Here is a 22,908-nt window from a genome sequence, read left to right on the forward strand (position 1 = left end):
GCATTTGTTCCGGAACGGTCGTGGTCGGACCGTCTGCTCGACAAGAAGATGAAGAGCATCTGCCGCGGCCGCTGATGCTCGCGCGGAAGTGAGTCAGGATGGCTGTCACGAGTGCCCCGATAGCATTAGCTTGATCCTGCGTTGAAGCGTGGAGCGTGTCCACGCGGAGGATCGAGTAGATGCTACGGAAGATGATGATGGCGGCGCTGACCGTCGCGGCGGTCGGGCTCTCGGCGCCGCAGGCGGCCCAGGCGGGCGGCGGTTTTGGACATGGCGGCTGGGGCCATGGCGGCGGCTGGGGCCACGGTGGTGGCGGCTGGGGCCATGGCGGTGGCGGATGGGGCCATGGCGGCCATTGGCACGGCGGCGGCTTCTGGCCCGGCCTCGCCATCGGCGCGGGCATTGCCGGTGCCGGCTACTACGGCGGCTATTACGGCTATGGGTACCCCTATTACGGCGACCCGTATTATTATGGTACCGGCTACGATAATGGCGGCTATGGCGGCTGCTATGTCGTGCGCAAGCGCGTGATGACGCCTTCGGGATGGCGATACCGGCGCGTCGACGTCTGCGAGTGAGGCGGGAAGACCTGCCAGCCTGCTAAAAAACAAGGTCGTTGACGCAGTATACCGTCAACGACCTTGCCAGCCCCGGATATTGAAATCGGCTCACGCCATCCGGTAGCGGAGAGCATGGCGTGGAATCATACGGGCAAATGTGATCCAGTTCACAAGTGGAGAAAATTAAACCCGCAGGCCGTGATCCGCTCAGCCGCGCGAGCGCTTGCGCGCGCTGGCATGGACGCGGTGGCGTGCCGGTTTCCTGCGGGTAACCGACGGCGTTTCGGCCTCGGTGGCCCGGGCGCTGGCAAAGGACTGGCGCAGGCCGTCGATGGACTCGTTCAGGGTCGCCACCTGCTCCGACAGGCGCTTGGTATCGGCCTGTTGAGCTGCGAGCAGCCGCTTCACGGTCTGGAGCTGGTCCTGCACGACCTGGAGCTGGTCGATCGATTCCTGCTGGGTTGCCTCCAGCCCCTTGGTCTTCTCGACCAGCTGCTCGGAGGCCTGGGCGGTGCGGGCCTGGAGCTGCCGTGACGCAACCACCCTGTCGGCCTCCGGCGCAGCGCCGGTATAGGCGCGCCAGATCGCGATCGAAGTCACACCGGCGATCAACAGGAGAAGGGCGGCGGCGGTCAGCGCGATGGGCTGGGCGCCGAGGCGAAGCAGGGGGTTGGACGGTGTGTCCTGTGCGAGATCGATCATCGCTGACAAAACCCAAATTGAAACTTGGTGAGTGGCGAAGACCGGCAGCCCAAGGGCCGCCGGGATGTCCCGAAAACGTAACAGTTCGGCAACAAATGGGACCAAAAAGAGGCTGAGGGCGAAAAACCAGCGATCTTCTGGCCTTGAGACCTCCTAAGGCCCCGCCGGAAGCAGCCATCAGGGCTGAAACGGCGAAAACGGCCCGGAATAGGTCTTCAATCGTGGCGCAGCGTAGGGCCCGAGCCGGGACGTCTTCAGGCCGAGTCGCACCAGCGCTTCCGCCAACGTCACGGCGGCGGCGACGCCGTCGACCACGGGCAGGCCGTGGGTTGCGGCGAGCTCAGCGGCGAGATCCGCCATGCCGGCGCAGCCGAGCACGACAGCCTCCGCACGGTCGTCGCGGATCGCGGCCGTGATCTCCGCGGAGATCTTTGCGAGCGCATCGGCGTTGCGCTCTTCGAGCGCGAGCACCGGCACCTCGGCGGCGCGGACGCGGGCGCAGCGCCCGGCGAGACCGTACTTCGTCAGATTGTCCTCGATCGGCACGATGGAGACACCGAGCGTCGTCACCACGGCAAAGCGCGCCGCGATCAGGCTCGCCATGTGAAAGCCCGCTTCGCCGATGCCGATCACCGGCGCCTTCGCCACCGCGCGTGCCGCGTCGAGGCCGGTGTCGTCGAAACAGGCGATGATGTGCGCGTCAGCGCCGTCTCGGTCGGCCTCGCGGATGCAGCCGAGCATGCCGGGCACGGCGAAGGCCTCGTCGTAAAAGCCCTCGATCGAGACCGGGCCCATCGTCGGCTGGCGCGCGTCGATCTCGGTGCCGGGCAGGGCGACGCTGCGCGCTGCAGCGGCGATCTTCGCCGTCATCGACGCGGTGGTGTTGGGATTGACGACGTGAAGTCGCATCGGATCAGACCAGCCCCTTGCCGGCGTCCGAGCCCTTGGCCGCCTGCCGCTTGTTCAGCACGTGGATGGTGCCGAGCGCAAGCGTGATCACCGTGAACGAGACGGCGGAGATCACGGTGCCGAGCGCGTAGATGTCGGGGTTCGTCACGGTGGTGGTGAGGCCCTGGAGATCGAGCGGCAGAGTGTTCACCGCTCCGATCGCCTGGTGGAGCGCGCGAGCTCGTCCCAGGATAGCGTGAAGCCGAACAGGCCGATGCCGATCACGGAGGGCAGGATGATCGGCAGCACGACATGACGGAACGCCTGCCACGGCGTCGCACCGAGATCGCGCGCTGCTTCCTCGAGCCTGGGGTCGAAGCGGTTGAAGATCGCGAACATGATGAGCAGCCCGAACGGCAGCGTCCAGGTCAGATGCGCGCCGAGCCCGGAGGTGAGCAGGCCCATCGAGGTCTCGAAATTCTCGTTCCAATGCGCCTTGATCAGATCGTCGATGATGCGGAATTCAAGCGAGATGCCGAGCGAGGTGATGATCGAGGGAACGATGAGGCTCGCGATCGCCGAGTAGAACAGGATGCTTTGCGCCTTGAACCTGCGGCGGAAGGCCATGCCGGCTGCGACGGACAGCACGACGGTGACGATCATCACGATGAGACCGAGCAGCAGTGAGCGGCGGAAAGCCGCGCCGAGATCGACGATGCCGGTGCCCTGGAATAATTTCGCGATCCAGAAGGTCGACACCCCGTTCATCGGGAAGGTGAGGCCGCCCTGCGGCCCCTGGAACGACAGCACGTAGATCGCGATCATCGGGCCGTAGAGAAACAGCACATAGGCCGCGAAGAAGATCGCGAGCACGTAGAAAGAGCGCGGGCGTCCTTCCTTCATGCTCAGAGCTCCTTCTTGATGTCGACGATGCGCGACATCATGGTGATGATCAGGAAGGTGATCGCGAGCAGGATGACGGCGTTGGCCGCTGCCGCGGGGAACTGCAGTGCGTTCACCCGCGTCTCGATGATCTTCCCGGCCGCCGCAATCTGCTGGCCGCCCATCACGCCGATGGTGATGAAATCGCCCATCACGATGGTGATGACGAAGATCGAGCCGATCACGATGCCGGGCTTGGCGAGCGGAATGACGACGTTCACGAGCGTCTGGAAGCCGGTGGCGCCGGCGTCATAGGCGGCCTCGATCAGCGACTTGTCGATGCGCACCATCGAATTGAAGATCGGAACCACCATGAAGAAGGTGAAGAGGTGCACCAGTGCCAGCACGACCGAGAACTCGGAGAACAACAGCCATTCCAGCGGCTGGTTGATGAGACCTGTCTTGACGAGGCCGGAATTGACGAGGCCGTTGCGGCCGAGCAGCGGAATCCACGCGATCATGCGGATCACGTTGGAGGTCCAGAACGGGATCGTGCAGAGCAGCGACAATCCCATCTGCCAGGTCTTGGACTTGACGTGGAAGGCGAGGAAGTAGGCGACCCAGAAGCCGATGAACAGCGTGATGGCCCAGACCAGGAAGCACAGCTTCAGCGTCATCAGATAGGTCTTGCCGATCGTGCAGAGATCGGGGAGCTGCGCGATGCAGCCTTCGAACGTGTCGGTGTAGCCGCGGCCCGAGAAGGCCGGCAGCAGCTGGTATTCGTTGTAGTCCCAGAACGAGACGACGACGACGAATACCAGCGGGATCAGGAAGAAGGCGAGGAACACCAGCATCATCGGCCCGGCCTGGAGCCAGGAGATGAAGGACGGCGACAGGCGCGTCGGCTTTGCGGCGCGCGCTGTGCCCGACCCCGGGATCAATCCCGGGGACGCCTGTTGCAGGATGTCCTCTGACGTGTCCATCAAATTACGCCGCGATGAACTCGTTCCACTTGCGGACCATGTAGTCGTTCTCGTCCATCACCGCGTTCCAGCAGGCGACGCCGCCCATGCGGTCCTCGTAGGAGCCGCCGTCGCGCACCGCGCCGGCTTTCTCCAGCAGCGAGCCGTCGGGCGCCTTGATGTCCTTCTCGGCCGGCTTGCCTTCCATCCAGTAGGCCCACTCGTAGGGCTCCATATGCGCCTTCGCGGTGGAGAGCACGGCGGAGTAGTAGCCCTGGCGGTTGAGATAGGCGCCGGCATAGCCGGACAGGAACCAGTTCACGAACTCGTAGGCCCATTCGAGCTTGGCGCCCGACACGCCCTTGGAGACGCAGAAGCCCGACGCCCAGGAGCGATAGCCCTCCTTGAGCGGCTGGAAGGTGCAGGGGATGCCCATCGAGCGCACCTTCGTGACTGCCGGCGACCACATTGACTGGATCACGGTTTCACCCGAGGCCATCAAATTGACGCTCTCGTTGAAGTCCTTCCAGAAGGCGCGGAACTGACCGGCCTTCTTGGCCTCGGTCATCACCTTCATGGTGAGATCGATCTCTTCCTTGGTCATGTTGCCCTTGTCGGCATATTTGTATTTGCCGGTGGCTTCGACGACCATCGCGGCGTCCATGATGCCGATCGAGGGGATGTTGAGGATCGACGCCTTGCCCTTGAATTCGGGATTGAGCAGCTCGGACCAGGAGCTGATCGGCCGCTTGATCAGGTCGGGACGGATGCCGAGCGTGTCGGCGTTGTAGACGGTGGGGATCAGCGTGACGAACTCGGTCGCCGAGGTGGCGAACTTCTTGGAGTCCTTGCCTTCGAGATAGAGCACCTTCCAGGGCGCGGTGCCCTGGTTGCCGATCTTCTTGCCGCCGGGCGTCTGGCCCTTGGTGAAGACCGGCGTGATGTTGTCGAACTCCTTGATCTTCCTGGCGTCGAGGGCAAGGATGTTGCCGGACGGCACCAGCTTCTTCAGCGAGAAATATTCGGTGTCCAGCACGTCGAAGGAGTTCGGCTGGGTCATCACGCGCTTGGTGACGTCGTCGGTGGTCGCGGTGATGTATTCGATCTTGATGCCGGTGTCTTTCAGGCACTGCTTGGAGATGTCGTCACCCTCGTTCACGGCGGTGCCGAGATAGCGCAGCACTTTCGCATCGGCCGACTTCACATAGGGAAAGCCGGTGATGGCGCCGGAGCCGGCGGCAAGGCCGGCGAGACCCGCGGTGCCCTTGAGCAGCGTGCGGCGGCTGACGCCCTTTGTCCTGGTGGTCTCGGTCATATCAGTCACTCCTCTGTTGCGCATTCCAGTGATCGATCGGCGCTATTGCAGGCGCTGCGCCTTGGCGGGATCCCAGGTGGCCAGCACGCGATCGCCCGGTCGGAACGGGTGAACGTCGAAGGCAGCCTCGGGGAGGTGGGAGAACAGGGCGGTGCCGTCGTCGAGCGTGAGCGAGACGGCGATGTAGGAGCCCTGGTACTCGGTCTGGGTCAGCAGCGCCGGCGCGCCGTACGCACCGTCGGCGAACGGCACGATGCCGAGCTGATCGGCGCGCACGGCGATGAGGTTGCCGGCGTCGCTGAGGACGTTGTGGCCGCCGATGAAGCGCGCCACGAATTCGGTGCGGGGGTGGTGGAAGATGTCGCGGGCGGTGCCCTGCTGCTCGATCTTGCCGTGGTTCATCACCACGATGTGGTCGGCGAGCGCCATCGCCTCTTCCTGGCCGTGGGTGACCTGAATGAAGCTGATGCCGAGCTCGCGCTGCAGCCGCTTCAGCTCGCCGCGCATCTTCACCCGCAGGAACGGATCGAGCGCGGAGAGCGGCTCGTCGAGCAACAGGATCTGCGGCTCGGTGATCAGTGCGCGGGCGAGCGCGACACGCTGCTGCTGGCCGCCGGAGAGTTGCGCCGGCAGCCGGGCCGCATAGGGGGTCATCGCCACCAGCTCGAGCAGTTCGCCGGCACGCTTGTGCCGCGTCGCCCGGTCGATCCCGCGCATTTTCAGGGCGAATGCCACGTTGTCGAGCACGGTCAGATGCGGAAACAGCGCGTAGGACTGGAACATCATCGCGGTGCCGCGCTTGGCAGGCTCGAGATCGGTGACGTTCTGCGCACCAAGGATGATGTCGCCCCCGCTGACCGCCTCATGGCCTGCGATCATGCGCAGGGTCGAGGTCTTGCCGCAGCCGGAGGGGCCGAGCAGGCAGCAATAGGTACCGGCCGGGATCTTGAGGTTGACGTCGTCGACCGCCAGCGTCGTGTCGTAGCGCTTGGTGACGGCGACCAGTTCGAGAGCGGCAGGAGTGGCCATGGCGTGTCCGCTGGGAGGGCGATGCTCCGGCTTTCTCCGCAAGGTCCGTGCCAACCGCCCGGAGACTGCCGAATTCCAAAACTGTGCAGTGGAGTCAGGTCGTTAGATCGAATCCGGCGCAGCGGCGCGGCTCGCCGGGTAGGCAGTAATATGCACACAAAATGTGCTCGGATTGTATAAAGTTTCGCCTGTGATTGGATACAGCTGGTCGACTACCATGCGGGGCCGAACGTCGCCGATCGAGCCCTCAAACCCAAGCCCCTAGAACCGATGGCCGCCAAGACCCGCCAGAAATCCGATGCGCCAGACGCGAGCGATCGCGTCAGCCGGATCAGTGAGGGCGTGACCGCGGCGATCCTCGAGCATCGTCTGCTGCCGGGCACGAAGCTCGGCGAGGACGAGATCGGCGAGATCTACGGCGCGAGCCGCACGCTGGTCCGCACCGCGCTCCAGCAGCTCGCGCATGAGGGCATCGTCAACATCGAGAAGAACCGCGGCGCCTTCGTCGCGCGCCCGACGCCCGCCGACGCGCGCGAAGTGTTCGAGGCGCGCCGCCTGATCGAGCCCACCATCGTCGACCACGCGTGTGAGGCGGCGTCGCCGGCATGGCTCGAGCGCCTCGGCCGACATCTCACCGAGGAACGCGACGCGGAGCTGCGCGGTGACGCGCGCGCCTCGGTCCGCCTCTCCGGCGAATTTCACAAGCTCGTCGCCGAGATGAGTGGCCACAGCATCTATCTCGGCTTCCTCAAGGAGCTGATCGCGCGCTCCTCGCTGATCATCCTGCTCTATCGCCGCCACGACACGCCGGCCTGCGGCACCGATCACCACGCCGGGATCGTCGCGGCGATCCGCAAGCGCGACAAGCAGGCTGCCCGCGCGCAGATGCTGTCGCATCTGAACGAGATCGAAGCCGAGCTGTTCCTGAAGGATCCCGCCGCCGACGAGACGCGGCTCGCGGATGTGCTGGGCACCTAAGCGAGCCGCACGGTCTTCTATGGCAGCGAAGATCCTTCGTTTCGCCTGACGATCTTCAGCACGAGCAAACCAGCGCCAAGCACCAGGAAGAGGACGCCGACGAAAGTCGTGCCGCTGGATTCAAAGGTCACGCCGACCGCGGTCAGCAGGCATCCGATGATGATTGCGAAGAGTCCGCCGAGCTTCTTGACCAGCAGGACGTGTCCGTCACTCGTTTGTGTCACCATGTTACGCCTCGTCATTTGAGATGCTGCAAAATCCCCTCTGCCAAAAATCCCCCTGCCAAGTGCCCGCAGTCGCGTCGATCGCGCAGGATCGTACTCCTGAGCGAAGACGTTGCAATCTGTCGTTGATCACGCGCCTGGTCGGATATTCGCGTTTTGATTTGAGTTCGACGCATGTGCGGCAGTCGCGCTTACCCATTGTCTGTAGAGCTTGACGCCGGGCAGGCCGCTCATCGCGTCGTATGGCTGATTTGCATAATCTCCTGTGGTTGCAAATTGACTCGATGCGGTTTGCGGGCATCAATCCGCAGATAACATCGCGCACCGCGCGACTGGCTGATTTTCGCTCCGGCAACTTGCGGCCAGAACTGCGCAGCGGCGTATCTGCGTGGAGATTGGATATGCGGGATTTGACCACGCCGGCCGGACTCTTCAGAGTCGCCGCACTGCTCATGTCGGTTGGAACGAGCCTCTGTCTCTCGTCGCAAACGCGGGCCCAACAGGACTCCGCCGTTCTGTTCCGCAACGTCCGGATATTCGACGGAAAGAGCGGTGCGCTCTCCGCCGCGTCCAATGTTCTCGTCAGGAACAGGAAGATCGAGAAGATATCGACCGCGAACATCACGGCTGACGCCCAGGCAATCGACGGCGGCGGCCGGGTGCTGATGCCGGGGCTGATCGACGCGCATTGGCACGCGATGCTGGTCCGTCCGACGCCGGCCGCGGCCCTCGGCGACGTCGGCTACAACAATCTGCTCGCCGCGAGCGAGGCGACCGCGACGCTGATGCGCGGCTTCACTACGGTGCGTGACATGGGTGGGCCCAGTTTCGGCCTCAAGCGGGCGATCGACGAGGACCTCGTCGCCGGTCCGCGCATCTATCCCTCCGGTGCCATCATCACCATCACCAGCGGTCATGGCGACTTCCGGCAGCTCTCCGATCTGCCGCGAACGATCGGCGGCATGCTCAGCCGCATGGAGCAGGTCGGCGGCAGCATGGTCGCCGACAGTCCCGACGAGGTGCGTGTTCGCGCGCGCGAGCAGCTCATGCAGGGCGCCTCGCAGGTCAAGCTCACGGCGGGCGGCGGCGTGGCGTCGCCCTTCAGCCCGCTCGATGTCTCCACCTTCACCGAGCCGGAGCTGCGGGCGGCGGTCGAGGCCGCCGACAATTGGGGCACCTATGTCGCCACGCACGCCTATACGCCGGTCGCGATCCAGCGCTCGATCGCAGCCGGCGTGAGATGCATCGAGCACGGTCATCTCATGGACGAGGCGAGCGCGAAGCTGATCGCGGAGAAGGGCATCTGGCTCAGCACCCAGCCGTTCCTGGATATGTCCATGGCTGCCGCGCTCGGACCTGCGGAGCAGGACAAGATGCGGCAGGTGGTCACCGGCACCGACCGCGTCTATGCGCTGGCGAAAAAGTACGGCATCAAGACCGCGTTCGGCACCGACGTCCTGTTCTCGAAGGCATTGGCGGACAGACAGGGCTCGATGCTGGCCGCACTGACGCGCTGGTACACGCCGGCCGAAGCGCTGGCCATGGCGACGTCGGCCAATGCCGAATTGCTGAGCCTGTCCGGTCCGCGCAACCCCTATCCCGGCAAGCTCGGCGTGGTCGAGGAGGGCGCGCTCGCCGATCTCCTCCTGGTCGACGGCAATCCGCTCGACAACATCACCCTCGTTGAAGATCCCGCGAAGAATTTCGTCGTGATCATGAAGGGCGGCAAGGTCTACAAGAATATCGTTCCGCGCTGAAAACCCTGTTTCCCAAAAAAGTTGCGGCCAGCCATTGGGGGATGGCTGGCCGCGCGCGAACCGGTCTGGGACGGGGAGGGGGGGATGTGACCGGGTCGCGTAACTCGCTTTGTTCCTGACTGCTAGTCCCTGGCGCTGGCGGTGGAGACCGCCGGCCGGGTATCGCCGAGCGAGACCCAGACATTGGGATCGCTCTGCGACTGGCGCTTGACGAAGCGGTAGCCGGTCTCCGTCCAGGCAACGACGTTCTCGTTCTGATTGTCGAGAACGAACTCGCCCTTGTCGGTCTTCACCGTCAGCACCGCGTGCCCTTCGCCCTTCTTGTCGCGCACGACGGTGATGAGCAGCGCCTCGCGAGGCCAGCCGGCATCCATCAGCATCTTGCGCTTCAACAGCACGTAGTCTTCACAGTCGCCGTAACCGTCCGATGGCAGCGACCACTTCTCGATCACGCCCCAGTGCTCCTGGTCGGTCAAAGGCTTGACGGTCTCGTTGACCCAGCGATTGACCTTGACGAGGTCGCGCCATGCGGTCTGCGACATCACGATGTCGCGCGGTTGCGTCGACCCGCCCTGGCACTGAGCGGCATTGTCGGCACAGAACTCGACCCAGCCGATCGGCGCACGCGTGGTGTCGCCAAGGCTCGCGTAGAGCAGACGGTTCTCACCGGCCTGCACCGTCGCGCTGATTCCGAAGAGCATGGCGGCGATCGCCAGCCTCTTCCCCTGTCCCCTGAAATCAAACATTGCGGCCCCCGTTTCTTGTTGGGACCACATTTCGCACGGAGCTTTTGCGTTGCCGCTAAGTCAGCCAAGTCAAGTCGAGACGAATGCAAGTAAAATGAGCGGCGAATTCGATCTATACTTGAATCGAATTCGAATAAAATTTGAAATGACTGCAATTGATTCAAGTTTTATCGATTAACGCGGAAACGCTGGCGGAACGGCCGTTCCGAGGCGCAAACAGGTCCCGCGTTAACCCGCACAGACCCGTCCCCGCGCACGAAAAAGGCGGCGTCCGCATCGCGGAGGCCGCCTTTGAGGCTGGAAAATCAGTGGTTTTGGCGCGCTTTCGCTTTACCGCGCGGTAACGCTCTCTTCGAGTGTCTCGATCGGCTGCTCGTGCATGAACTCCAGCGCGAAGCCGTCTTCGAGGTTCCGGACCACGCGGCCCTGGACCCGGCCGAGCAGCACGATCGATTTCAGTGGCGGGCGGTTCTCGGCGGCGATGGCCGCGCCCGACAGCGACAGGTCGATAATGCGGCAGGTCATCTTGGTGCCGTCCTCGAGCGTCAGCACCGCGATCGGGTTGCGCGGCACGATACGGTCGTGGCGGCGATCCTCCGGCAGGTTGAGGATGTCGCGGTTGGCGAGCCAGGTGAGCTGGGCGGCGAGCTTGTCGCGCTTCCTGGGCGTCGCCCCGATCGTCATGGCGAAACCATTGTCGATGATACGGGTGATCTTGCCCTCGACGCGGCCGATATGGTCGAGATAGGCGACCACGCGGTCGCCGACATTGCCGATGCCGGGGGCGAGCAAAGCGAGGCCGCCCGGCGACATGTTGATCACCTGGCAAGGGAATTCCCGGCGGTCCGGCAGCATGTAGCGGCCGAGCAGGTGCACCTTGACCCGCTGGAAACGCCGACGTTCCTCGGCGGCCGGAAGAAATTTTTTGTTCGCCAACGCCATTTTCACAACCCGACCCCCCGCCTGGCGGAGTCCGGGACGACCCTAAGGTGCATAGGGTTAATGCCGCGTTAGCCCGTCCTATTCGTGAGAGTGCGGCTTTTGGGCCCGATTGATGCGGCCGCACATCTTGTCTGACGAGGCGCACAGGATTGCCTTCGGCTTTTCGCCGCCTGACGACCGGTACTTTGCAACGCGCTTGAGGGATGGGTTGGGCGAACGGGGGCGGACGCCCCGCCGGTCAAGGACCGAGCGGCAGCAGCGCGCCGGGCAAGCCGCAGATCAGGTCGGCTTCGGGACATGCCGCGGCAAACGCAAGGCGAATGCGGCTCGAGGTCTCGACCACACGGGCGGCGAGCTTCAAGAGCCGAAGACGCAGCGTCGCGAACTCGGCAGCGGCCAATTCCCGGACTTTGGGAATGGCCTCGCGCACGGTCAGCATCAGCCAATAAGCGGCCGTATGGAGCACGAGACGGACCTGGTTGGCGAGCGCCGAACGGCAGCTGGTGCGGTCGGAGGCGAGCTGTGTCTTATGCAGCTTGATCAGATTCTCTGCTTGGCCGCGCGCGCAATACAGGCTGTCGTAGATCCACTCGGCCGAGCCGACATCGAGGCTGGTGACGACGAAACGGATGTCGAGGCCGAGCATCGTCGCCTCAATACGGGCGACGGTGCGCCGTTCGCGATCCCAGGACTTTGCCTTGTGGCGCGTCTCGGTATAGCCACGCAGAACCGGCAGGTTCTCGATGGCGCGTCGGGTGCGGATGTCGTCGGCGACCTCGTCGACTTTTCTGGCGAGAGGCTTGGTGCCGGACAGACCGAAGATGTAGTCGATGCCGTTGGTCTCGCACCACGCCATGGCCTCCGGCCGGGCATAGTGCCCGTCGCCACGGAACGTAATTCGCGTGTTGTGCCACCGCGTCCGGATATGCCGTACCAGGCGGCGCAGAAGGGCACGCACCTCGACGCCGCCCGGCGTCTTGCCGGGCCTCAGCACGACCGCCACGGGACGGCTCTTCTCCGTGTCGTAGACGTGGATCGGCAGGAAGCAGCGTTCGTCATAATGAGCGTTGAACAGCGAGAGCTGCTGATGGCCGTGGACGACATCGCAGGTATCATCGATGTCGAGCGTGACGGATGCCGGCTCGCGCGGGTAGCTATCCATCCATGCGTCGACCAAAATGTAGGTCAGTCGGATCACGTCGCGCAGGCGCGGAGCATTCTCCAGCCGCGACAGCGTCGGTTGGGAACACAGATCGCGGCCCGTGTCCGGCAGCCGTCCGCAGGCCAGCTTGAATGCGGGATCGGACCGCAGATGATCGAGGTCGTCGGCGTCCTCGTAGCCGCAGCAGATCGCGAACATGCGCGCGCGGAACATATCGACAAGGCTGTGCACGACCCGCGTCGGATCGCGCCGATCCGGGAACACCCGGGCCAGATTGTCGGCCAAGCCGAGACGCCGCTCGGCCATCGCCAGAAGCATCACGCCCCCGTTCGAGGTTAGGCGCCCACCATCGAAGGCAGCTGTGACTTTCTTGGCGTGAATGGCTGGAAACGAGAAGGGCAGAATCGTATCATCGGTCATGGCGGGCGTGGCGTTCGCGGTTGAAGGTGATGGGGTGGCTTCGCAACCGAATCCTACGCCGCATCAGCGCTTTACACCACGCTCGCCAGCCCTCAGGCGCACTCTTACGAATAAGACGGGTTAGGATCGGGTGCAGCGATGTTGGACGCACGCAATACGCGCGAAAAGCCACATCGGCGGCCGCCAGGCCGGCCACCGTCAGCGCGACCGGGGTCGAGGGCGACCGGTCAGGCCTGTCTTGTCCCCCGCCGATACAGCCACAGCAGCAGCGCCAGCAGTACCGCGGCCGAGAGGCCGAGCGACCAGTGAATGCCGATCGCCGCGCCGAACAGCCCGACGGTGATGCCGCTGAAGGCCCGCATCCCGAGCCCGGCCATATTATAAAGGCCGACGACCCGGCCGCGGATGTCGGACGGCGCGTTCAGCTGCACCAGCGCCTGCGCCATGGTGTTGAAGGACAGTTCGAAGAACCCCGCAAAGAACAGCAGCACGATCGCGATGGGATAGATCCGCACCGCGGCGAAGCCGAGCAGCGCGGCGCTCCACAGCATCGCCAGCAGGATCGCGGTGCGCGGCGTGCCCTTCAGCCGCCCCCACGATTCCAGCGCGATGCCGGCGAGCAGCGCGCCGGCGGCGTCGGCCGCGAGCAGCACGCTGTAGGACACGCCGGGATCGCCATGGCCGAGATCGCCGGCAAAGCCCGGCATCTGGGCGTGATAGGCGTTGCCGATCATGAAGGAGGTGAGGCCGGCGAGCCACGTCATCGCCGTCAACACCGGCTGGGTGCCCATGGCGCGCATCGTCAGCACGATGTCGGCGAGACCGCGCACGGCGAAGCGCCGTACCGCGACGCTCTTGTCGCGGACCGGCGCCCAGAACAGCCAGATCAGCATCGGCAGGTAGAACAGCGTGTTGAAGATAATGCCGTGCGAGGTGCCGAGCGTCAGCATGATGACGCCGCCGACCGCCGGGCCCACCAAAATGCCGAGATAGCGCGCCATCGCGTTCAGCCGCACCGCGCTCGGCAGATCGGCGGGGCCGACGAGGTCGTAGAGCAGCAGCTGGTTCGGCGTCTGCCACAACACGCCGGCGCAGCCGTGGATCACCAGCAGCAGCATCGCGTGCCACATCTGGATGCTGTCGGTGATGAAGAAGAAGCCCCAGCCGCTCGATGCCACGATGAACAGCAGCATGCCGCACTGGATGATGCGGCGCGGATCGAACCGGTCGGCGAGCCCGCCGACGGCGACGGAGAACAACAGGAACGGCAGCCAGTGCGACAGCACGGCAAAGCCTCCCAGCGTCGGCGAATGGAATTTCTGGAACACCACCCAGTAGCTGATCACGTGCTCGATATTGTCGGCCATCATCGCCAGCACGTAGGCGATGAACTGGAGACGATACGGCACGGACTTCATCGCCGCGAACGAACCGGACGCGACCACGGGATTTTGGGGAAGGGGGTTCAAGGGGCACCTGGGTGGGACTTAAGTCGTCCCTACACGGTCGGCGCCGACCGCTCAAGACACTTGGGTGTGCTTGGAGATCAGCCATGCACTGCGGCCGCAAGCTCAACCGTCATCCTGACGCAGACGCGTCGCAAGGCTCGCACCTCGTGACGGTTGAGCTTGTGGCAGGCAGGCGCTGTAGCCCGGATGGAGCGCGGCGAAATCCGGGACCGCTGCTCCCGCGTGTCGCTTTGCTCATGCGGGCTGCGAGACTCGCGCTTGGCACGACTGCGCATCTCACATACGCTTCGCCTCAGCCCGCGCCAATCAATCATAACAGACGGGCATCGAGGACACACCATGGAGCACATCCGCGTCTGCACTCACGCAGGACCGGGCTCGGAGCCTGTGATCCGCACCGTGCCGTGGCCGAAGGTCGGCCGCAAGGCTGCGCTGATCAAGATCGGCGCCTGCGGGGTCTGCGGCACCGACCTGCACATCCTCAAGGGACACTGGCCGAAGCCGCTGCCCTGGCCGTTCACGCTGGGACATGAGCTCGGCGGAATCATCGTCGAATGCGGCGACGAGTTCACCGAGGACTTCATGAGCAAGCCGCTGACCGTCGGCTCGAAAGTGATGATCCCGCCGCTGATGCCGTGCGGCCGCTGCTATTACTGCATCCATTATCCGCAGACCGCCAACAAGTGCCTGACGCCGGTCTATTACGGCCGCTATCTCGGCTTCGACAAGGCGCCGCACATGTGGGGCGGCTGGGCCGAATATGTCTATGTCGACCTCGACATGCTGCCGGGCACCAAGATCTACAAGCTGCCCGACGACATGTCGTTGCGGCTGGGCGCGCTGTCGGAGCCGCTGACTTCCTGCATCCGCGCCTTCAACCGCGCCAGCCGTGCCGGCGGTTTTTCCTGGGGCGACACGGTGGTGATCCAGGGCTCCGGCCCGATCGGCATTCTCGCAGTCGCGGCCGCAAAAGAGATGGGGGCAGGGCGGGTGATCTGCGTCGGCGCGCCGGAGGAGCCGCGGCTCAAGCTCGCGCGCGAGTTCGGCGCGGAGGCGACGGTGAATATCGACGAGCTGAAGTCACCGCAAGAGCGCATCGCGCGTGTGCGCGAGATCGTCGGCGGCTTCGGCGCCGATCTGGTGATGGACTGCTCGGGCCATCCGACCGCCGGCCCCGAAGGCATCGAGATGCTGCGCGACGGCGGCACCTATGTCGAGATGGGCCAGTTCACCGATGCCGGCTCGATCGAGACCTCATGGCATCGCATCTGCACCAAGGACCTCAACGTGCTCGGCTCCTGGGGCCTTACCGGCAACGACCTGCCGCTCGGCGTGGACATGCTCTACCGCACGGCGGGCAAATACCCCTGGCTGAAGATGCAGACGATTTACCCGTTCACGGAAGAGGGCGTCGCGCAGGCGGTGAGGGATGCGATGGCGATGAAGACGGTGAAGTCGACGATCGTGCCGTGGCCGGAACTGGTGGAGTGAAGATCTGTAGCTCGGATGAGCGAAGCGATATCCCGGGCCTTGGCGGGGATTTCCTGCTTCCGCGACCCAGACGGCAATCTATTGGAGGCTACGCGGAGATCTGAGCAGGAGCGATGCCCCAAAAGTTCCATCCGATATCCCCGAACTATCCACGCAGAGGTGAAACTTAGGCCCAAGTTCCGACTTTCACTTCGCGGGAGAGGTGCCGTGAAGCAAATCCTGAAGCCTGTCACTTACATCCTGGCTGCGATCTACTTCCTGGTGGATGCGGTCTTCATGGCCGTGGCGAGGCCGATTGGGCGCTGGATCGGGCGGCATTTCGAATTCAGGCGATTGCGCGCCTGGATCAAATCGCTGCCGCCTTATCCGTCGCTCGCCTTGTTCTCCGTGCCCGTCGTTCTTCTGGAGCCGGTCAAGCCGGTTGCTGCGTACCTCGCCGCAACCGGTCAGGTCCTGAGCGGTGCCGTGACTTTCATTGTCGGCGAATTGCTCAAGCTGGTGCTGGTCGAGCGCCTGTTTCATCTCACGCGCGACAAGCTGATGCGAATTCCCGCTTTTGCCTGGACGTACGGAAAATACGCCGCGGCGAAGGCGTGGCTGCAGGCGACCGAAGCCTGGCGCGCCATCCGAGCCCTGTCCCGCGCGGCCAAGAACACTGTTGCGCGCGCAAGAGCCAAGCTGGTTGGCAGCTTCAGCAAACTGGCGACCTCCAGGGATTAGGGCCGCGCCAGGCGCGTTGCCCGCTATGCCAACTTGCGCGCCGCGGCGGTTGCCTTGTCGCCCGTGTTCGGCGTGCCGGTCGGCTCGATCAGCATCAGGTGAACCTCCTCGCGCGCCACCGGGCGATGCTCGACACCTTTGGGCACGACGTAGAGCTCGCCCGGGCCGAGCGTCACCGTGCGATCCCGCAATTCGATGTCCAGATTGCCTTTCAGCACCAGAAAGAAATCGTCGGTGTCGTCGTGCTTGTGCCAGGTGAATTCGCCCTTCACCTTCACCACCATCACGTCGCAATCGTTGAAGGTCGTAATCGTGCGCGGAGACCAATAATCCCCAAAGGTCGCGAGCTTCCAGCGCTCGTCGAGGAGATCGTTGACCAGCCACAGGCAGGCGAAGTTCTCACATTCGGCCGGCCGCTCGGCGTAGATCGCGCAGCCGCGGCCGGGCTTGCAATGCCGGCACCAGGCATTCGCGGGCTTGGCCAGCGCCTCGATGGCCATCACCTTGCAGCAGAGCGTGCAATCGCCGCAGGTGCGTTTGATGGAAGAGATCATGCGCGCATTCCCGGCACGTCCAATCGCGCACAATTTAAGCGAGGCGGCCGCGAAAATCAGCCGCTTTGGAGCAAAAGCTCACTATATGCAGCAAAACGGCCCGGAAACGCTGCATGTAGTAGGTCGGACCGCCGGTGAGCTTATTCGCGATGTCGCCAAAGCCATGCGTCATAGGCATGGTGATTTGCCCGCGCTTGGCGTAAAGAGCGTCCAAATCAAATCACCACGCGTGCGGCCGGACCATTTGCCGAGCACGCAGCTTCAGGTCGCGCGGCTCGACGTTCCGCGCCTGGACCAACCAAGGTTTATCCCGTGTCATTCCCGACCATGAGTCCGCCGCTCGCCCGAGCTTTGGCCGAGCGCAACTACGACCGTCCGACCCCCGTTCAGCTCGCCGTGCTCACCGAGGAGGCCGCAGGCCGCGACCTCCTGGTCTCGGCCCAGACCGGCTCCGGCAAGACCCTCGCTTACGGACTGGCCCTGGCCAAGGATCTGCTTGATGGCACCGAGCGGTTCGCGCGGGCGGGCGCGCCGCTCGCCCTGATCGTGGCGCCGACCCGCGAGCTTGCCTTGCAGGTTCAGCGCGAACTGGCCTGGCTGTACGAGCATGCTGACGGGCGCGTCGTCTCCTGTGTCGGCGGCATGGATCCGAGGCGCGAGCAGCGCGAGCTGGCCGCTGGCGCGCACATCGTCGTCGGCACGCCGGGCCGGCTGTGCGATCATTTGCGCCGCGGCCGTCTCGACATCTCCGAATTGAAGGCCGTCGTCCTCGACGAGGCCGACGAGATGCTCAATCTCGGCTTTCGCGAGGACATGGAGTTCATCCTCGAGACCACGCCGGAGACGCGCCGCACCCTGTTGTTCTCGGCGACCTTTCCGCGCGGCATCGTCGCGCTGGCCAAGCAATATCAGCAGCAGGCGTTCCGGATCGAGGTCGCGGGCGACGAAGGCGGTCACGCCGATATCGAGTATCGCGCGATCCGGATCGCTCCCGCCGATGTCGAGCACGCGGTGGTCAACGTGCTGCGCTTCTTCGAGGCGCCGAGCGCCCTGGTGTTCTGCAGCACGCGCGATGCCGTCCGGCATTTGCAGGCGGCACTGCTGGAGCGCGGCTTCTCCGTCGTCGCGCTATCGGGCGAATTGACGCAGAACGAGCGGACCCTGGCGCTCCAGTCGCTTAGGGACGGGCGTGCCCGCGTCTGCGTAGCAACCGACGTCGCCGCCCGCGGCATCGACCTGCCGAGCCTCGACCTCGTCATTCAGGCCGATCTGCCCAACGACGCCGAAGTCATGCAGCATCGCTCGGGCCGTACCGGCCGTGCGGGGCGAAAGGGCACGAGTGTCCTGCTGGTGCCGCCCGCACGGCGGCGGCGTGCGGAGCTGCTGCTCAATCTCTCAGGCATCGACGCGGTCTGGGGAACGGCACCCCAGGCGGACGAGATCCGCAAGCTCGATCACGAGCGCATGAAGGACGTGCTGTTCACCGAGGAGACGACCGCCGACGATCTGGTGCTGGCGCAGGCGCTATTGGCCGAACGGTCGCCCGAGGATATCGCCGCGGCGCTGGCGCGGCTCTATCGCGCGCGGCTGCCGTCGCCCGAAGACATCATCGATCCCGGCGAGCGGGCTGGCCGGCCGCGCGACGATCGCGGTCGCGACAATGTCCGAGCCCAGGGCAGCGATGATCGCCCCGAAAGAGCCCGCCCCAAATCGGGGAAATCGTCGTCGAAGCACGGCATGGCGGAGGGCAGCGTCTGGTTCCGGGCCAACATCGGACGAAGAAAGAATGCGGAAGCACGCTGGCTGTTGCCAATGATTTGCCGTCGTGGCGGCATCGACAAGGGCGACATCGGCGCCATCAAGATCATGGACACGACAACCGAGTTCGAAATTTCCGAGCGGGTCGCGGACTCCTTCGCTGCCAAGATCAAGCGTCCGGACAAGGAAGACAATATCCGCCTCGAACCGATGGCGGATGCGCCGCAGCGGCAAGCGCCTTCGGAAGAGCGGTCAAAGCCGCCTCGGCGCGAGAGCGGTGACAGTGATCATCGTGAACGTCGCGACGATCGCCCGCGCGAGGCGGGATTCAAGCCGCGCAGCAAGGCTTTCGGCGAGCGCGGGCCGAAATTCGACGATGCTCCTGCTTTCGGGAAGAAAAAGAAGCATAAGAACAAGCCCGGCCACGCCGGACAGCCGCCTGCGGTCACTGCGTGGCCTGTGAAGGGCGCGCCCGGAAAGAAGGCAAAGAAGAAGCATCGGGGCTGAAATACCCCGCGTGTCCTGGCCGGAACGAATGAACGCCGCTGGCACGAACCAGCGGCGTTCCCGCAAGATCGGGTGGGCTTAGCGGCCGCCGCCACCACCGCCGCCGCCGCCTCCGCCACCACCACCGCCGCCGGCATCACGCATCGCCGAATTGTAGCGAGGGTCGGTCTGCTTCATGTAGATCGGCGAGGTATCGTGAGTGAGGCGAACGACGCGTCGTCCGGCCTGCTGCTGCGGCACTTCGACAAAGCCGGCGCAGCCCTCGAAGAAGGCCGTGTCGCAGCCATAGGTCCGCAACTGCACCGCGTTGGCGCTGGTCGCCGTGAACGCGGTCGCCGCAACGCATGCAATGAAAGGAACTTTCGACAATGAGAGTCTCATGAAATTCTCCAGCCTCGGGTCGGCGAGACCGGAACGGCTCGCACGAACCTTCGACGGAAGCTGATCGAAACCGGTTCGAGCCGGTGGCTTCACGCCCGCGTGAGCGGGGAATCGGACGGCGAGCTCATGTGCCGGCGCTCGACCGCTCTGTGAGATCGCGGAGCATGTAGGTCGCGCTGGCGCCGTAGGATTCGAGCTTTGCGCGCAGCTCCGCATCCGCCGTGACGGGCCGAAAGCCGAAACGTTCCCACAGCGGCCGCGTGGCGTAGACCGAGACCAGCGCGAGAGCCGCGATGCCCGACGCGCGCGCCAGGTTCTCGATCGTTTCGACATAGGCACGCGCTATGCCGCCACGATGATCCGGCAGCACGGCGACGTCGTGCACGTAGAGGCAGTCCGCGTCATCGGGCAGTCGTTCGAGGAATCCATCGAGCGGCGGAATCCGGTGCCGACGCCAGGGATGCGATATCCCGTAGCCGGCGATCTCGTCGTCCGCGATGAGCACACGGCAGCCATCGGGATAGAGCCGCATCTTCTCCGCGAACACCTCGAGGCGTTCAGGCAGACCAGGATGGATGCGCGCTGCGATCGCGCCGATCGCGGGCAGGTCGGAGGCGTGCGCGGGACGCCAATGCAGCTTGCTCATGTCGGTCCGTCTCACTCATTCCAGTTTATTCCGGCGCAATGATGCGTGCAGCGAAAAATTTCTTTGCCGCGCTCAAAGGAATACGACGGCTCGCGCGGCGTCCTACCCATGCAAGCCAATTGCATGACAGGAGAGATCATGACGACATCCCCGATTCGCCTCGCGCTCACGCTAGCCGTGTCGCTCGCAATCATTCCCGCCGCGTTCGCCGCGCCGCCGACGAAAACCGGCAAGACCGACAAGGGCAGCGTGCTCACTGACGCCAAGGGCATGACGCTCTACACCTTCGACAAGGACGCGGACGGCAAGTCGGCCTGCAACGGTCCGTGTGCGACGAACTGGCCGGTGCTGAAGGCCGAGGCCAGCGATGCCGCCGGCGACGGCTACACCATCATCACGCGCGACGACGGCTCCAGGCAATGGGCCTACAAGGGCAAGCCGCTCTATACTTTCGCCAAGGATACCAAGCCCGGCGACATCACCGGCGACGGTTTCCTCAACGGCGCCTGGCATCTGGCGATGCCGTGAGCGATTGACAGCACGGGCCGGGGATCGCCGTGGCAGGCGATGTCCGGCCCGATAGCGCAGGCGGCGTGTCGCGCGACGGACTCTATCGCGCCGGGGGAGGGCTGGCGGCCGCTTCCGGCAGTTCCGGCGTCGCGTCCTCCTTGGGGTCGTACCAGCTTGCCGCGTCCGAGCGCCAGATGTGAGCGCGCGCGGGGCCCGCGACCGGCGTATCCAGGCATCCCATGCGCAACAGCACGTTCGGCTGCGCGATCCGTTCCGCAATGATGTGCGAGCCGCAGCGGGTGCAGAAGCGGCGGAATTTGCCGGGCGAGGACTCGAACGCGGCGAGCAGCTCGTCGCCGCGCACCCACCGGAACGCCGCGCGTGGCACTGGCATCACGCTGGAAAACGCCGAGCCGTGCGTCTTGCGGCAGGTCTGGCAATGGCAATGCACGAAGGGCGCGGGCTCCGCATCCACTTCATACGCAACGCCGCCGCACAGGCAACTTCCGGTCAGCATGCTCTTCCCATAGATCAAATCCTTTTGGGGCGCACAGCTTAGCCGCGCGGGCCGCGCCGGTGAAGCTGTCAAAACGAACTCGCCAGCCCGTGCGCGAACTGCAATGATGGCGCGGAGCACGCGCAAGTTCGCCTGCATGCCTTGTAATCGGCGGATTCATCGCCATTTCGAGCTGACACCCAGCAAAAAGGCATTTCGAATGAAATTCCGTGTCGGATTCGAAATGCTCTACGATTTCCCGCAACCGACTCCGATGATCATGGTGCTGGGCACGCATTTCACGCGCGCCTCCGATGTCATCGTGCCGGACTTCCTGACCACCACGCCTGCGGTCGAGATCACGCCCTATCGGGACATGTTCGGCAATTGGTGCAGCCGCATGGTCGCGCCGGCCGGTCGCATGCGCCTTGCAGCAGATGGCGTGGTTCGCGACAGCGGCCTGCCGGATCCGGTGGTTGCGTCGGCGGTTCAGCACAGGATCGAAGAGCTGCCTTCCGATACGCTGGTTTATCTGCTCGGCAGCCGCTACTGCGAGACCGACCGGCTCTCGGAGATCGCCTGGAAGCTGTTCGAGAAGACGCCTCCGGGGTGGGCGCGGGTGCAGGCGATCTGCGATTTCGTTCACGGCCACATCGCTTTCGGCTACGAGCATGCGCGCGCGACCAAGACGGCGTGGGAGGCATACCAGGAGGGCAAGGGCGTCTGCCGCGACTATGCCCACCTCGCCATTGCGTTCTGCCGCTGCATGAACATTCCCGCACGGTATTGCACCGGCTATCTGAGCGACGTCGGCACGCCGCAGCCTTGGGCGGTGGGCGATTTCGCCGGCTGGTTCGAGGCCTTCATCGGCGGGCGCTGGCACACTTTCGACCCGCGCAACAACGTGCCGCGGCAGGGCCGCGTCCTGATCGCTCAGGGGCGCGATGCCTGCGACGTTCCGATCACGCAGACCTTCGGCCCGAACGAGCTGGTCAGCTTCAAGGTCTGGACCGACGAGATCGCATGATGCTCGGTCATTTCCATTCGCCGGCGAGCTTGGCTCACGCGGCCGGCGCCGGCACCAGTCCGTAGCGCAGCATCGTCTCTTTCATCTTCACGGGATCGGGTGGCGCGCCGGCCGACAGGAGCTTTGCCATCTCGGTGAAATATTGCGGTCCCAGCACCCCGGGGCTCAGGATGCACAGGCATGTCGCAGGCCCCGTCGAACGGTTCGTAAAGCCGTGCACGATGCCGCGCTTGATGAAGACTGAGGCTCCGGGGCCAACATCGGTCTGCTGGCCGTCGATCGTCCAGGTCGAGACGCCGGACAGCCCGTAGATCGTTTCGTCCCAGCGGTCGTGATAGTGCGGGATCGGCATCCGCGCATTCGGCTGCAACGTCATTTCGAAGATGTCGACGCTGCCGCCGGTGTCGTCCTTGCTGTGCAGGAAGCGGAGCTCGAGCGTACCGAAATTGATGATGTCGGGCATGGCTGCTTCGTCCAGGTGAGAGAGGCTGCATCGAGATTGTGGCGCTCGCTCGCGTCGAAACGAAATCTACCGCAGCCCTTCATACACCATCAGCCCGCGTAGACCGGCCAATTTGTCGCACAGGGTCCGTTGCAGACCAACTTGCCGGCTGCGCAGGCGGTAGAACATTCCGGCTCAAACGGCTCCGGGGATCGACGCCTCTGAATAGCTCGCCGGCGCTGATCTGAAGTTGGCGCATGCAATTGCCGCAACTTTAAGGGCGCAGGATTCTCGCTGCGCCGCTTCGTCGCAATATTCGAATAAATTCAAAGCGAGAGTC

Annotated in this window: 24 protein-coding genes and 1 pseudogene; 9 read left to right on the forward strand and 16 right to left on the reverse strand. The window is 64.5% G+C overall.

Annotated elements, in window-relative coordinates; genetic code table 11:
- Nucleotides 1-179: 179 nt before the first annotated feature.
- Nucleotides 180-578: a hypothetical protein gene (locus ACFLEY_RS16205; RefSeq protein WP_060908083.1), complete on the forward strand. Its 399-nt coding sequence runs from the start codon at nt 180-182 to the stop codon at nt 576-578.
- Nucleotides 579-767: 189 nt separating this feature from the next.
- On the opposite strand, the gene ACFLEY_RS16210 is transcribed toward ACFLEY_RS16205, so the two are convergent.
- The 6 genes and pseudogenes from ACFLEY_RS16210 to ACFLEY_RS16235 form a co-directional block, all read right to left on the reverse strand.
- Entirely contained in the window at nt 768-1,262 is a 495-nt protein-coding gene (locus ACFLEY_RS16210) for a hypothetical protein (protein WP_028175404.1), read from the reverse strand.
- Nucleotides 1,263-1,439: 177 nt separating this feature from the next.
- Nucleotides 1,440-2,171: an aspartate/glutamate racemase family protein gene (locus ACFLEY_RS16215; RefSeq protein WP_060908082.1), complete on the reverse strand. Its 732-nt coding sequence runs from the start codon at nt 2,169-2,171 to the stop codon at nt 1,440-1,442.
- A gap of 4 nt (nt 2,172-2,175) precedes the next feature.
- Nucleotides 2,176-3,053, reverse strand: a pseudogene (locus tag ACFLEY_RS16220) (ABC transporter permease).
- Nucleotides 3,054-3,055: 2 nt separating this feature from the next.
- Entirely contained in the window at nt 3,056-4,015 is a 960-nt protein-coding gene (locus ACFLEY_RS16225; protein WP_060908081.1) for an ABC transporter permease, read from the reverse strand.
- Nucleotides 4,016-4,019: 4 nt separating this feature from the next.
- Complete coding sequence (locus ACFLEY_RS16230; protein WP_028175401.1) at nt 4,020-5,309, reverse strand: PotD/PotF family extracellular solute-binding protein; 1,290 nt, start codon at nt 5,307-5,309, stop codon at nt 4,020-4,022.
- A 42-nt stretch (nt 5,310-5,351) separates the two neighbouring features.
- Nucleotides 5,352-6,338, reverse strand: a complete 987-nt coding sequence (locus ACFLEY_RS16235) for an ABC transporter ATP-binding protein (RefSeq protein WP_060908080.1) — start codon at nt 6,336-6,338, stop codon at nt 5,352-5,354.
- Between the two features lie 270 nt (nt 6,339-6,608).
- Here ACFLEY_RS16235 and ACFLEY_RS16240 point away from each other — a divergent pair, with 270 nt between their 5' ends.
- The gene (locus ACFLEY_RS16240; protein ID WP_060908079.1) at nt 6,609-7,316 is read left to right on the forward strand and encodes a GntR family transcriptional regulator; all 708 of its coding nucleotides are present in this window, start codon (nt 6,609-6,611) and stop codon (nt 7,314-7,316) included.
- A 17-nt stretch (nt 7,317-7,333) separates the two neighbouring features.
- Here ACFLEY_RS16240 and ACFLEY_RS16245 read toward each other — a convergent pair whose 3' ends face one another.
- A complete protein-coding gene (locus ACFLEY_RS16245; RefSeq protein ID WP_028175399.1) occupies nt 7,334-7,543 on the reverse strand; it encodes a hypothetical protein in 210 nt (69 codons plus the stop codon).
- Nucleotides 7,544-7,941: 398 nt separating this feature from the next.
- On the opposite strand from ACFLEY_RS16245, the gene ACFLEY_RS16250 reads away from it, so the two are divergent.
- Nucleotides 7,942-9,297 carry an amidohydrolase family protein gene (locus ACFLEY_RS16250; RefSeq protein ID WP_060908078.1) on the forward strand — a complete coding sequence of 452 codons (1,356 nt, stop codon included), beginning with the start codon at nt 7,942-7,944 and terminating at the stop codon, nt 9,295-9,297.
- A 122-nt stretch (nt 9,298-9,419) separates the two neighbouring features.
- On the opposite strand, the gene ACFLEY_RS16255 is transcribed toward ACFLEY_RS16250, so the two are convergent.
- From ACFLEY_RS16255 to ACFLEY_RS16270, 4 genes are all read right to left on the reverse strand, one after another.
- Nucleotides 9,420-10,043 carry a transglutaminase-like cysteine peptidase gene (locus ACFLEY_RS16255; protein ID WP_038967896.1) on the reverse strand — a complete coding sequence of 208 codons (624 nt, stop codon included), beginning with the start codon at nt 10,041-10,043 and terminating at the stop codon, nt 9,420-9,422.
- Nucleotides 10,044-10,373: 330 nt separating this feature from the next.
- Nucleotides 10,374-10,985, reverse strand: coding sequence for a PilZ domain-containing protein (locus ACFLEY_RS16260; RefSeq protein ID WP_028176079.1), 612 nt, complete (start codon nt 10,983-10,985; stop codon nt 10,374-10,376).
- Nucleotides 10,986-11,223: 238 nt separating this feature from the next.
- Nucleotides 11,224-12,567 carry an IS1380-like element ISBdi2 family transposase gene (locus ACFLEY_RS16265; RefSeq protein ID WP_060907971.1) on the reverse strand — a complete coding sequence of 448 codons (1,344 nt, stop codon included), beginning with the start codon at nt 12,565-12,567 and terminating at the stop codon, nt 11,224-11,226.
- Nucleotides 12,568-12,794: 227 nt separating this feature from the next.
- Nucleotides 12,795-13,985, reverse strand: a complete 1,191-nt coding sequence (locus ACFLEY_RS16270; RefSeq protein WP_060912600.1) for an MFS transporter — start codon at nt 13,983-13,985, stop codon at nt 12,795-12,797.
- A 390-nt stretch (nt 13,986-14,375) separates the two neighbouring features.
- Between ACFLEY_RS16270 and ACFLEY_RS16275 the strand changes: the two genes are divergently transcribed.
- Both ACFLEY_RS16275 and ACFLEY_RS16280 read left to right on the forward strand, forming a co-directional pair.
- Nucleotides 14,376-15,527, forward strand: a complete 1,152-nt coding sequence (locus ACFLEY_RS16275; RefSeq protein WP_060908077.1) for a zinc-binding dehydrogenase — start codon at nt 14,376-14,378, stop codon at nt 15,525-15,527.
- 207 nt (nt 15,528-15,734) lie between these two features.
- A complete protein-coding gene (locus ACFLEY_RS16280; RefSeq protein WP_028175839.1) occupies nt 15,735-16,247 on the forward strand; it encodes a hypothetical protein in 513 nt (170 codons plus the stop codon).
- A 23-nt stretch (nt 16,248-16,270) separates the two neighbouring features.
- Here the strand turns inward: ACFLEY_RS16280 and ACFLEY_RS16285 are convergent, their stop codons facing one another.
- Complete coding sequence (locus ACFLEY_RS16285; RefSeq protein WP_060912599.1) at nt 16,271-16,627, reverse strand: cupin domain-containing protein; 357 nt, start codon at nt 16,625-16,627, stop codon at nt 16,271-16,273.
- Nucleotides 16,628-16,787: 160 nt separating this feature from the next.
- Here ACFLEY_RS16285 and ACFLEY_RS16290 point away from each other — a divergent pair, with 160 nt between their 5' ends.
- Nucleotides 16,788-17,132 carry a hypothetical protein gene (locus ACFLEY_RS16290; protein WP_129557336.1) on the forward strand — a complete coding sequence of 115 codons (345 nt, stop codon included), beginning with the start codon at nt 16,788-16,790 and terminating at the stop codon, nt 17,130-17,132.
- Nucleotides 17,129-19,066 carry a DEAD/DEAH box helicase gene (locus tag ACFLEY_RS16295; protein WP_060908076.1) on the forward strand — a complete coding sequence of 646 codons (1,938 nt, stop codon included), beginning with the start codon at nt 17,129-17,131 and terminating at the stop codon, nt 19,064-19,066. Before ACFLEY_RS16290 ends, ACFLEY_RS16295 begins: the two co-directional genes overlap by 4 nt.
- 78 nt (nt 19,067-19,144) lie before the next feature.
- Here the strand turns inward: ACFLEY_RS16295 and ACFLEY_RS16300 are convergent, their stop codons facing one another.
- Both ACFLEY_RS16300 and ACFLEY_RS16305 read right to left on the reverse strand, forming a co-directional pair.
- Entirely contained in the window at nt 19,145-19,447 is a 303-nt protein-coding gene (locus tag ACFLEY_RS16300) for a hypothetical protein (RefSeq protein ID WP_060912598.1), read from the reverse strand.
- 124 nt (nt 19,448-19,571) lie between these two features.
- On the reverse strand, nt 19,572-20,093 hold the full coding sequence (locus ACFLEY_RS16305) for a GNAT family N-acetyltransferase (RefSeq protein ID WP_028175844.1): 522 nt from the start codon (nt 20,091-20,093) through the stop codon (nt 19,572-19,574).
- A 138-nt stretch (nt 20,094-20,231) separates the two neighbouring features.
- Between ACFLEY_RS16305 and ACFLEY_RS16310 the strand changes: the two genes are divergently transcribed.
- Nucleotides 20,232-20,621 carry a hypothetical protein gene (locus ACFLEY_RS16310; RefSeq protein WP_038967889.1) on the forward strand — a complete coding sequence of 130 codons (390 nt, stop codon included), beginning with the start codon at nt 20,232-20,234 and terminating at the stop codon, nt 20,619-20,621.
- 82 nt (nt 20,622-20,703) lie between these two features.
- On the opposite strand, the gene ACFLEY_RS16315 is transcribed toward ACFLEY_RS16310, so the two are convergent.
- Nucleotides 20,704-21,120 (reverse strand): GFA family protein, encoded by a 417-nt coding sequence (locus tag ACFLEY_RS16315; protein WP_060908075.1) that lies wholly within the window; start codon nt 21,118-21,120, stop codon nt 20,704-20,706.
- A 199-nt stretch (nt 21,121-21,319) separates the two neighbouring features.
- Between ACFLEY_RS16315 and ACFLEY_RS16320 the strand changes: the two genes are divergently transcribed.
- Entirely contained in the window at nt 21,320-22,126 is an 807-nt protein-coding gene (locus ACFLEY_RS16320) for a transglutaminase family protein (protein WP_011088305.1), read from the forward strand.
- A 34-nt stretch (nt 22,127-22,160) separates the two neighbouring features.
- Here the strand turns inward: ACFLEY_RS16320 and ACFLEY_RS16325 are convergent, their stop codons facing one another.
- Nucleotides 22,161-22,589, reverse strand: coding sequence for a cupin domain-containing protein (locus tag ACFLEY_RS16325; RefSeq protein ID WP_011088304.1), 429 nt, complete (start codon nt 22,587-22,589; stop codon nt 22,161-22,163).
- Nucleotides 22,590-22,908 lie beyond the last annotated feature (319 nt).

It is taken from the genome of Bradyrhizobium sp. YCK136, from assembly GCF_044570075.1.
Taxonomy (GTDB): Bacteria; Pseudomonadota; Alphaproteobacteria; order Rhizobiales; family Xanthobacteraceae; genus Bradyrhizobium; species Bradyrhizobium diazoefficiens.

Coding starts and splice junctions, on each gene's coding strand:
- ACFLEY_RS16255 (WP_038967896.1), bottom strand. CDS start 10,043: ATGTTTGATTTCAGGGGACAGGGGAAGAGGCTGGCGATCGCCGCCATG.
- ACFLEY_RS16275 (WP_060908077.1), top strand. CDS start 14,376: ATGGAGCACATCCGCGTCTGCACTCACGCAGGACCGGGCTCGGAGCCT.
- ACFLEY_RS16300 (WP_060912598.1), bottom strand. CDS start 19,447: ATGAGACTCTCATTGTCGAAAGTTCCTTTCATTGCATGCGTTGCGGCG.
- ACFLEY_RS16315 (WP_060908075.1), bottom strand. CDS start 21,120: ATGCTGACCGGAAGTTGCCTGTGCGGCGGCGTTGCGTATGAAGTGGAT.
- ACFLEY_RS16250 (WP_060908078.1), top strand. CDS start 7,942: ATGCGGGATTTGACCACGCCGGCCGGACTCTTCAGAGTCGCCGCACTG.
- ACFLEY_RS16240 (WP_060908079.1), top strand. CDS start 6,609: ATGGCCGCCAAGACCCGCCAGAAATCCGATGCGCCAGACGCGAGCGAT.
- ACFLEY_RS16290 (WP_129557336.1), top strand. CDS start 16,788: ATGGAAGAGATCATGCGCGCATTCCCGGCACGTCCAATCGCGCACAAT.
- ACFLEY_RS16235 (WP_060908080.1), bottom strand. CDS start 6,338: ATGGCCACTCCTGCCGCTCTCGAACTGGTCGCCGTCACCAAGCGCTAC.
- ACFLEY_RS16320 (WP_011088305.1), top strand. CDS start 21,320: ATGAAATTCCGTGTCGGATTCGAAATGCTCTACGATTTCCCGCAACCG.
- ACFLEY_RS16210 (WP_028175404.1), bottom strand. CDS start 1,262: ATGATCGATCTCGCACAGGACACACCGTCCAACCCCCTGCTTCGCCTC.
- ACFLEY_RS16260 (WP_028176079.1), bottom strand. CDS start 10,985: ATGGCGTTGGCGAACAAAAAATTTCTTCCGGCCGCCGAGGAACGTCGG.
- ACFLEY_RS16215 (WP_060908082.1), bottom strand. CDS start 2,171: ATGCGACTTCACGTCGTCAATCCCAACACCACCGCGTCGATGACGGCG.
- ACFLEY_RS16270 (WP_060912600.1), bottom strand. CDS start 13,985: ATGAAGTCCGTGCCGTATCGTCTCCAGTTCATCGCCTACGTGCTGGCG.
- ACFLEY_RS16225 (WP_060908081.1), bottom strand. CDS start 4,015: ATGGACACGTCAGAGGACATCCTGCAACAGGCGTCCCCGGGATTGATC.
- ACFLEY_RS16310 (WP_038967889.1), top strand. CDS start 20,232: ATGACGACATCCCCGATTCGCCTCGCGCTCACGCTAGCCGTGTCGCTC.
- ACFLEY_RS16305 (WP_028175844.1), bottom strand. CDS start 20,093: ATGAGCAAGCTGCATTGGCGTCCCGCGCACGCCTCCGACCTGCCCGCG.
- ACFLEY_RS16230 (WP_028175401.1), bottom strand. CDS start 5,309: ATGACCGAGACCACCAGGACAAAGGGCGTCAGCCGCCGCACGCTGCTC.
- ACFLEY_RS16205 (WP_060908083.1), top strand. CDS start 180: ATGCTACGGAAGATGATGATGGCGGCGCTGACCGTCGCGGCGGTCGGG.
- ACFLEY_RS16295 (WP_060908076.1), top strand. CDS start 17,129: ATGAGTCCGCCGCTCGCCCGAGCTTTGGCCGAGCGCAACTACGACCGT.
- ACFLEY_RS16265 (WP_060907971.1), bottom strand. CDS start 12,567: ATGACCGATGATACGATTCTGCCCTTCTCGTTTCCAGCCATTCACGCC.
- ACFLEY_RS16245 (WP_028175399.1), bottom strand. CDS start 7,543: ATGGTGACACAAACGAGTGACGGACACGTCCTGCTGGTCAAGAAGCTC.
- ACFLEY_RS16325 (WP_011088304.1), bottom strand. CDS start 22,589: ATGCCCGACATCATCAATTTCGGTACGCTCGAGCTCCGCTTCCTGCAC.